Below are 820 nucleotides of genomic sequence, written 5' to 3'. Positions count from 1 at the left end.
GTCACCGCCCGCGCCTTTGCGCGGCGCGGCCTGCCGATGCAGCTGGGCCGGGCGCGGCATCGCGGTGCCGCCTACAGCGCGGTTCTGGCCGGGCCGTTCCCTTCGGAAAACCAGGCGCAACAAGCATTGGCAACGCTGCGGCAGGCGGGGTTCGAAGCGGCGCGCATCCTGCGGTAAGCGGGCTCGTTCCGGTCAGGAACTGGGCAAAAGGGATCGATCCCCCGTGCGCCTGCGGCAGCGCCGGGTGCCGGCGCAACTCAGGTCTCGCAGATGCTTTGCAGCAGCAGCCAGTCGCGGTCGCGCAGCACCGGCGGAACCGCCTGGCCGCGCATCGGGTCGGCCTCGATCAGGCCCAGCACCGACTCGCCGGTGATGTCGCGGGCATAGGCATAGGGGGCGGCGGGTATCTCGGCCGCGGCGAAGGCGGCCAGCAGATCTTCGGAGGGCACCGGCGGCCGGGGGGCCAGCAGCATCCGCTCGGCATAGCGGTCCAGCATGCCCATCGTCAGGTCGCCGGTGGTCAACAGCCGGAACGAGGTCATCGGCGCACCATCGGCCAGCAGCTGCGCGAAGGGGTTGTGCAGGGTGGCGCGGACACGTTCGGCCAGGATATAGCCGGCGACCACCGCCGGATCCTCGTGATCCTCGATCAGCGCGCGGTTCAACAGGATGATCCCGCCGGGAATCTGCAGGGTGTCGCGCACTCCGCCGGCCAATACCACCACGCGGCGGGCACCGGTGCGGCGCGCCAGACGGGTCAGCGCCGGCAGCGCCTCGGCCCGGTTGCAGGTGCGCCCGGCAATGCGCTCGACCCAGTCCA

At 71.5% G+C, this 820-nt stretch carries 1 protein-coding gene and 1 pseudogene; one reads left to right on the top strand and one right to left on the bottom strand.

Features of this window, described 5'->3' with window-relative positions; translation table 11 throughout:
* Window positions 1-36: 36 nt before the first annotated feature.
* Window positions 37-177, top strand: coding sequence for an SPOR domain-containing protein (locus CVM52_RS28175; protein WP_205965046.1), 141 nt, complete (start codon window positions 37-39; stop codon window positions 175-177).
* 80 nt (window positions 178-257) lie between these two features.
* On the opposite strand, the pseudogene CVM52_RS27335 reads toward CVM52_RS28175, so the two are convergent.
* Window positions 258-820 (bottom strand): annotated as a pseudogene (locus CVM52_RS27335) (hypothetical protein); the annotation flags it as partial.

Origin of the sequence: Pseudooceanicola lipolyticus (genome assembly GCF_002786325.1) — a bacterium.
GTDB lineage: Bacteria > Pseudomonadota > Alphaproteobacteria > Rhodobacterales > Rhodobacteraceae > Pseudooceanicola_C > Pseudooceanicola_C lipolyticus.
The sequence above is the reverse complement of the archived record's forward strand: the minus strand, read 5'-3'. Positions and strand labels throughout refer to the sequence as shown.

Bases quoted from the DNA above. Each gene is read 5' to 3' on its own strand.
- CVM52_RS28175 (WP_205965046.1), top strand. From the start codon at position 37: ATGCAGCTGGGCCGGGCGCGGCATCGCGGTGCCGCCTACAGCGCGGTT.